This is a genomic window from Vibrio sp. 10N.247.310.17, from assembly GCF_041466605.1.
GTDB classification, from domain to species: domain Bacteria; phylum Pseudomonadota; class Gammaproteobacteria; order Enterobacterales; family Vibrionaceae; genus Vibrio; species Vibrio tasmaniensis_A.
In genome coordinates, this window is the sequence record NZ_JBFSTC010000080.1 from 18,773 (window position 1) to 27,186 (window position 8,414).

Here is an 8,414-nt window from a genome sequence, read left to right on the forward strand (position 1 = left end):
TAAGCAAGATTTATACCCAAACCTTGCCATTGCGTCTAGCTTTATTCGTTTAGCAAGCATCAATCGCGTTTTTAACACGCTTATCTGATACTGGGTAAGGTGTACCGAGTTGCTGTGCGAAGAAGCTTACACGAAGCTCTTCTATCATCCAACGCACCTCTTTTACATTTTCTGGAACCGCGATCCCTTTTGGAATTTTATTCAGCAGCTCTTTGTAATCATTCATTACAGAGTCCACTTTGATCATATGAAGGCGATCTTTATTCGGGTCAATCGGCAGTTTTTCCATTCGGCGCTCTATCGCTTTCATATAGCGTAGAATATCCGGCAAGCGTTTCCAGCCGCATTCTGTGGCAAACCCCTTAAAAATCAAACCTTCTATTTGAGCTTTAATGTCTGAAAGCGCAAATGCCATTGAAAGATCGACACGCCCTTTCAGCTTCTTACTGATGGCGAATGCCGTGGTTAAGATAGTTTCAACCTGTTGAGCAATCTCAACAACTGTGTCATCCAACTCTGCACGTACGTGTTCTTTAAGAGCTTCAAACTGCTCTGGCTCCCAAACTATGCCGCCCTTCTGCTCAATCAGCTTATCAATACCACAAGCGATACAGTCATCGATAAGATCGAGCACCTGTCCGTATGGGTTGAAGTACAAACCGAGCTTAGATTTGTTCGGTAAATTCGAGTGCAAGTATTTGATCGGCGATGGTACGTTCAACAGAATTAAACGACGCTGACCCGATTTCATTGCAGTGATCTGCTCTTGTTCTGTTTCGAACAATTTGATCTCTACGCTGTCTTTGGTGTCCACCAGTGCTGGGAAGGCTTTAACATCATAGCCACCACGTTTCTGCTGGTAGACTTTTGGTAACTCACCAAAGCTCCACGTATGCAGGTTTTGCTGCTCGATGTCATCGTCTGCCACTTTAGAAAGTGTTTCTTGAACCTTGTCTTTCAGGCTCTCTTTCAACTCATGCAGGTCTTTCTGCTCTTTCAGTTTGCGCTTGCGATGATCCACAGCACGGAATGTTACCTTTAAGTGCTCTGGAATCTGGTCTAACTTCCAGTCATCACGTACCACTTCCACACCGGTCATACGGCGCAGCTCTTTCTCAAGGGAATCCAATAGTGGAGCTTCAAGCGGCGTAACACGAGCCAAGAACGCATCAGCGTAGTTTGGCGCAGGCACAAAGTTACGGCGTAGCGTTTTTGGTAACGACTTAATTAGGCTAATCACCAGTTCCTGACGTAGGCCTGGGATCTGCCAATCAAAACCGTTCTGGTCTATTTGGTTCAAGATAGGCAGCGGAATGTGTACCGTTACACCATCGTTGTCGTCGCCCGGCTCAAATTGGTAGCTCAGCTTCAGCTTGATACCATTTTGATGCCAGAAGTTCGGGTAATCCAAATCAGTAACGTGGCTAGCATCGCCTCGGAACAGCATCGACTTTTCAAAGTTAAGCAGTTCCGGTGTTTTCTGGCTGGTCTTCTTCCACCATGTGTCGAAGTGACGTCCTGAAACTGCCTCTTCACCCACACGCTGGTCATAGAAATCGAACAGTTCATCATCGTCGATCAAGATGTCACGACGACGCGATTTATGTTCTAGCTCTTCCACTTCTTGTAGAAGCTTACGGTTTTGTTTGAAGAAGGCATGTTTAGTTTCCCACTCACCTTCAACAAGTGCGCTACGTACAAACAACTCACGGCTGACGGTTGCGTCAATCGCACCGTAGTTTACTAAGCGTTTTGGAATGATTGGGATTCCGTAAAGCATCACTTTTTCGTGAGCCATTACCGCCGCTTGTTTCTTCGACCAATGTGGTTCGCTGTAGCTACGCTTAATCAAGTGTTTCGCTAATGGTTCAATCCATTCAGGCTGAATTTTGGCGATAACACGGCCCCAAAGTTTTGAGGTTTCCACCAGCTCCGCAGACATGATCCACTTAGGCTGTTTCTTAAATAGGCCTGACGCAGGGAAGATATGGAAGCGTGCGTTACGAGCACCTTGATATTCATTCTTCTCTTGGTCTTTCATACCGATGTGCGAAAGTAAACCAGATAGCAGAGACATGTGAATGCCATCGTAGCTGCCCGGTTCTGTATTCAGCTTGGTATTTAATTCACGCATCGCTTGGTGAATTTGGAAGTACACATCTTGCCATTCACGGATACGTAAATAGTTTAAATAATCTTGCTTACACTGTTTGCGGAACTGGTTGCTCGACAACGCTTTTTGTTGCTGCTTAACGTAATCCCAAAGGTTCACAAACGTGATGAAATCCGACTCTTTATCGAAGAAGCGCTTGTGCTTATCGTCAGATGATTGTTGCTTGTCCGATGGGCGCTCACGCGGATCCTGAATCGACAATGCAGAGGCAATCACCATCACTTCGTGTAAACAGCGGTTGCTTGGCGCTTCAATTACCATACGCGCTAAACGTGGATCGATAGGTAGCTTAGCGAGCTTACGACCAATAGCGGTTAGCTTCTTCTTGTCGTCGCCATGATTCTTGTTTTTGTTCGCAGACGGTTCGACTGTCGCGATCGCTCCCAACTCTTCGAGTAGCCTTACACCATCTTGAATATTGCGCTTATCGGGCGCTTCAACAAATGGGAATGCTTGAATGTCGCCTAGACCTAACGCTGTCATCTGAAGGATAACCGATGCTAGGTTAGTACGAAGAATCTCAGGGTCAGTAAACTCTGGGCGTGATTCGAAATCTTCCTCAGAGTACAAGCGAATACAGATACCTTCCGCAACACGACCACAACGACCTTTACGCTGGTTTGCGCTTGCTTGAGACACTGGCTCAATCGGTAGGCGTTGTACTTTAGTACGGTAGCTGTAACGGCTGATACGCGCCGTACCCGGGTCGATTACATACTTAATACCCGGAACGGTTAACGAGGTTTCTGCCACGTTGGTCGCCAGAACAATGCGTCGACCAGTATGAGACTGGAAGATACGGTTCTGTTCACCCGCCGATAGACGTGCGTAAAGCGGAACAATTTCGGTATCACGCAAGTTACGTTTGCTTAAAGAGTCGGCAGTATCACGAATCTCACGCTCACCGTTCATGAAGATCAAGATATCGCCTTGGCCTTCATCACACAGCTCATCTACCGCTTCAAAAATGCCTTCAATTTGATCGCGGTCTGAATCACTGTCATCACCACCTAGTGGGCGGTAACGCGTATCAACTGGGTAAGTACGGCCTGACACTTCAATGATTGGCGCGTTGTTAAAGTGCTTCGAGAAACGCTCAGGATCGATAGTCGCCGACGTGATAATCACTTTCAAGTCAGGACGCTTTGGTAGAAGCTCTCTCAAGTAACCCATGATGAAGTCGATGTTCAGGCTACGTTCGTGCGCTTCATCGATAATGATGGTGTCGTACTGGCTTAAGAAACGGTCGTGTTGAATTTCCGCCAGTAGAATACCGTCGGTCATCAATTTGATTTGGGTGTTTTCAGAAATTTGGTCGTTGAATCGAACCTTGTAACCAACGAATTCACCCAACTGCGTTTCCATCTCTTCCGCAATACGGTTTGCAACCGAACGCGCCGCAAGACGACGAGGCTGAGTATGACCAATTAGGCCAAAACGACCTCGGCCAAGCTCAGAACAAATCTTGGGTAACTGAGTAGTTTTTCCCGAACCCGTTTCACCCGCCACGATAACCACTTGGTTTTCAGCAATGGCTTTCGCAATATCATCGCGCTTTTGGCTTACTGGGAGAATCTCTGGGTATTCGATGGTTGGTTTCTGCGCAGCACGCTGAGTTGCCGTCATCATTGACTTGGCAATATCTAACGCAATCTCATCGAAGACAGCGTGCTTAGATTGTTCGTTCTTGATTTTACTCGCGCCAGTAATTCGCTTACTCAAACGGAAGCGATCACGCATCATACATTCGTGGAGCGCTTTACGAAGAGATACTGGGCTATTCTGAGATGATTTTGTCTTTGTCGCTGATTGTTCAGCTTTTTTGGTATTTGATTGTTCAGCATTTAATTGTTTAGCAGGTCGGTTCGATGCAGGCTTATTTGATTTCGCTTTGCTCTGTGGAGAACTTGGCTGTGCTGCATTCTTGTTGTTATCTGCTTTTTCCGGAGACGAAGTCAAAGCGTGTCCTATTCTTGTACTTATTAAACTCGCGCGATTATATCACAAGTCTCAAACAAAAAAGCCTGACAACAAAGGGAAAACCTTTTGCTATCAGGCTGATTAGTCACTCTCACGTTAGTAAAAGCGATGGAAGCGTGACGAACGCAAACCGAATGTTTCAAAAATCACAGTTAAAAACTAAACGCTAAAAACGCCTGTTATAAACTGCCTGCTAAAAACGGCGCTTAAAACTCGTACTGTAGATAAACCGTATTGTAGTTACTGCCGCCTTTGATTCGACCAAACTGAGAGGCGTTTTCAAAAATAGCAGAGCGGTGATGCAACGAATAGCCGAACCATAAGTTGTTCAGGTCATTCTTACTCATTAAATCACCTACGTTTACGTCGAACGAAAAGTCGAGATAATTAAGCAAGTGGCTCCCGTTATAACCCTTCTCTTTCATCTCTTTCGCTTCGATGTAAGTCAGCGAATCGATGTAAGACATACCTTCTGCCACACCAACACGCCATTGAGTTGGCCAGTCGAAAGTGTAATACGCTTTAATTGCGACAATGTATTCGGTGCTGCTTGACTGAACATCTGAATTCCAGTGATGCGCGATACCCGGTGTTAAGTAGATGTCCAATGGGAAACCGAAGATCTCATCGGTTAACGGGTGGCCATAGAAGAAGGAGGTCAACTGGTTGTTGTATTCGTCTTTCTCCCTGTTGAATTTCATGATGTCGCCAATATTCGATGGCGTCGCCCAGCCGTGTGCAACACGTAAATACGGCGCATTGCTCAGCTTAGGTTTTGGCGCTTTGGTTTTATCATTGAAAAAGCCAAAACCAAGGTAAAGTTCGCCTTGATAACGGTCTTCGACAATCGACGAATCGTAAGCGTTGTCATCCAGTCGAGTCACACTGGTTGAACCCAATAAGTATAAGTTCGAAACCACATGGTAACGCGCTTCTACACCGACATTCAGGTCCACACCTGCGCCGATGGTTTCATTGGCTGCTGAGTAATACTCGCTGTTGAAATCCGCACTTTTATAGCGCAGTGTCGCCCGCGGAGTGAACTCCCAGTCTCCGGTTTCATACTTAGCTTTCGCACGTAAGTTACCGTGAAAATTGAATTCACTGTCGCTCATTAACTCCGTTTCGACAGACCAAGGCCCATCAAGTTGGTAAGTCAGTTGAGCACCAAAGTCCGCCGTATCACCTTCAATTTCATTCTGCTCAGAAGCAGGGATATCAATAAAGCGCAGGCGAGAGATAGCATTAAGAGACCATTTCTCGTCATCGGGTTGATAAAGGTAAGCACCCATCTCAGTTCCATCAATGAACACATAGTCGTTCTTGAAAAATAGCATTGGAACAAAAGAGCTAACCGTTTGGTCGCCACCTGACGTGTCGTAAGGAATACTTGCCGTACGAAACATTGCAGCGATGCCCCACTCTTGCTCTTCAGCGGCCCACGCATTCGCACTTAGGAAAACGCTACTGACGAAAACAACGCCCGACGAAGCGAGAGTCGGTAAATATTTGAGCTTCATTCTTATGTAATTACTCTTTGTAATAAATTTTGTGTTACTGAATAGACATTTATTAGCCATAACGGCTAACTAATTTTAGGTTTGAGCGGCATTGACCGTTACAATGTAGAATATTCTCGGTTAAATGAAAGCATTGTGAAAGTCTCCGAATTACAAAACATTATAGATCACTTACCCAAAGATTCCGATCCGGATATTGTTATTGGTGAAGCGTGGTTGCCTGAGCGTTTGGTGAATACCAACCTAGACGGCGACATGCTATTTCTTGAGTTCGATAATGCCCCTGAAGACAATCAAGGGGATGAAGAAGGCCGTGGTTTTGTTGAACACGAAATTGCTATGATTCGTGAAAAACTAGAGCAAGTGTTAGACGACACATCCGATACTAAGACCAAAGCCGATGCCCTATTGGCAATATTTCTAATGGGCCATGAACTTTCTAGCTCGGAAGTTATCGAACTCCTTGAAGCAGATGGTTCTGAAACGCCTGAGTCTGAAATGATCGCGCCTGACATAACAGAGCCTGAAACGAACAAGCTCGAAACAAAACAACACCACGACGACTAGCCACCAACGATTTTAGGTACCGTATTGAAACCCTCTACGACATCATCTCTTCCCCTGTTACTCGCCGGACCCATTTTAAGAAAAACGACTGCAACTGAAGTCGTACTTTGGTTAGCCACCAGCTCGCCTCTGACAGGCAGAGCCGAACTTCATACTCAAGAAATAGACGATTCTGAAGCAGCACAAGACCAGCCGTTTTATACCTCGCCGCTTGAAGATCATGATTCGATTCAAATCGGTACACATGCGTGGGTAACGCTCATCCGCTTACAAGGTGAGTTCCCGACGAATACACCTCTAGAGTATGACGTTCACACAGAGTCAGGCTCATTAAAAGAGCTTGCCCCTCACCTTGTTTACAACGGTAAATCTCGCGTTGAGTTTAAGATATCGACCTCGGCTGATTACATTCTTCATGGCTCTTGCCGTAATCCACATCATCCAAGCAAAGACAGCCTAGTCGCAGCAGATAACAAGATTGCCGATCAAACCGTCGCTGAAAGACCCGATATGCTGATGATGAGCGGCGATCAGATCTACGCTGACCATGTGGCAGGCCCAACACTTGATGCTATTCAGCAAGTGATTCAATTGCTTGGCCTAGTGGGAGAGAGCTTACCGACTGACTCGCAAGTTAACCGAATCAACAGCAGTGACGCCTTGTTTGAGAGCGAATATCACTTATATCAACGTGATAAGTACTTGCCACACCACACCACTTCAGAATCCATGCTCGATAAGTTCTTCCCGAATCGTGGCGTACCGATTTTTAGCTCTACCGATTGTGAAAACCACTTGGTCACGCTGTCTGAGTTTATCGCGATGTACCTGTTAGTTTGGTCGCCGACACTGTGGCAGTGTGTCAATCGAGAGCGCTTAATTGAGAATAACTTCACTCAAGGTGGACGCCAATTAACACCGACTGAGCAGCAACAGTGGCGTGATGAAAGCGTCATCATGGATGATTTCATTGCTGGCTTACCGCAAGTACAACGTCTGTTCGCACATATCCCTACGTACATGATCTTTGATGATCACGATGTGACCGATGATTGGAACCTTACCGTGGGTTGGGAACATGCCGTAGACCAAAACCAGTTCGCAACTCAAGTCATTGGTAACGGCCTTGCGGCCTACTGGATGTGTCAGGGCTGGGGTAATAAACCGGAGAGCTTCGACGAGACATTCATCGAGCAAGCAAAACAGCTTTTTGTCGATCAACCGCGCGTTCTTAAACAAACGCATGACGTTGAACAAACGAACAGTGAAACCGGCGATGCCGCGACTACTCACTCTGTTAGCGGCATCGAGCCAAACAAGCATCGAGCCTTCATTGAGATGTTGAGTCGCTTTGAGGAGTGGCATTACACAATAGATACTTCACCCAAAGTCATTGTGTTGGATACCCGAACCCGTCGCTGGCGTTCGGAATCTCGTATGAATAAACCTTCAGGTTTGATGGACTGGGAGGCCTTGATTGAATTTCAACATCAATTGATGCATCAAGATAAAGTCGTGATCGTTTCAGCTGCACCGATGTTTGGCGTGAAGTTTATTGAAACATTGCAAAAGATGGCGACTACAATTGGTAAGCCATTGGTGATTGACGCTGAAAACTGGATGGCACATCCGGGCAGTGCCAATACGCTGATCAGTATCTTTACCCATACCAAAACACCGACCAATTTCGTGGTGCTTTCGGGCGATGTTCACTACTCCTTTGCTTACGATATCAAGCTTAGATACCGCCGAAATAGCCCGAACATTTATCAAATCACCTGTAGTGGCATTAAAAATCAATTCCCAGCGCCGCTGCTTAAATTCTGTGATGTGTGGGACCGCCTGTTATACAGTCCTCGCTCAGTTTTGAACTATTTCACCAAGCGAAAGCGCTTAAAGATCGAGAAGCGAAGCCCAGACAATCAAACCTTCTATCGCCTTTCAAACCGAAGTGCGATTGGTGAATTAAGGCTAGATGAGGATGGTAAACCACAGTCGATCACAACACTTAGTGGTGACGGTAAAACCACCCGCTTTCCTGAACCTTACTAGGGCGTGTTGACCTTTCGAGCTAATTTTTGCAGCGAGTTGCTGGGTATTTATACAAGGCAGAGGCTTCGATGTGTAGCTAGCCTACATGAGAAGCCGATAACGTAGTAGAAATGACCAGCAAA

General features: G+C 46.0%; 4 protein-coding genes. 2 read left to right on the forward strand and 2 right to left on the reverse strand.

The window, feature by feature from the left end; all coding sequences use genetic code 11:
- Positions 1-49: 49 nt before the first annotated feature.
- Both hrpA and AB6D80_RS18835 read right to left on the reverse strand, forming a co-directional pair.
- Complete coding sequence (gene hrpA, locus AB6D80_RS18830; protein WP_372189262.1) at positions 50-4,132, reverse strand: ATP-dependent RNA helicase HrpA; 4,083 nt, start codon at positions 4,130-4,132, stop codon at positions 50-52.
- 227 nt (positions 4,133-4,359) lie between these two features.
- Positions 4,360-5,673, reverse strand: coding sequence for a MipA/OmpV family protein (locus tag AB6D80_RS18835; protein WP_102249801.1), 1,314 nt, complete (start codon positions 5,671-5,673; stop codon positions 4,360-4,362).
- Between the two features lie 81 nt (positions 5,674-5,754).
- Here AB6D80_RS18835 and AB6D80_RS18840 point away from each other — a divergent pair, with 81 nt between their 5' ends.
- Positions 5,755-6,240, forward strand: coding sequence for a hypothetical protein (locus AB6D80_RS18840; RefSeq protein ID WP_017101161.1), 486 nt, complete (start codon positions 5,755-5,757; stop codon positions 6,238-6,240).
- A 24-nt stretch (positions 6,241-6,264) separates the two neighbouring features.
- A complete protein-coding gene (locus tag AB6D80_RS18845; RefSeq protein ID WP_372189264.1) occupies positions 6,265-8,292 on the forward strand; it encodes an alkaline phosphatase family protein in 2,028 nt (675 codons plus the stop codon).
- Positions 8,293-8,414: the final 122 nt, after the last annotated feature.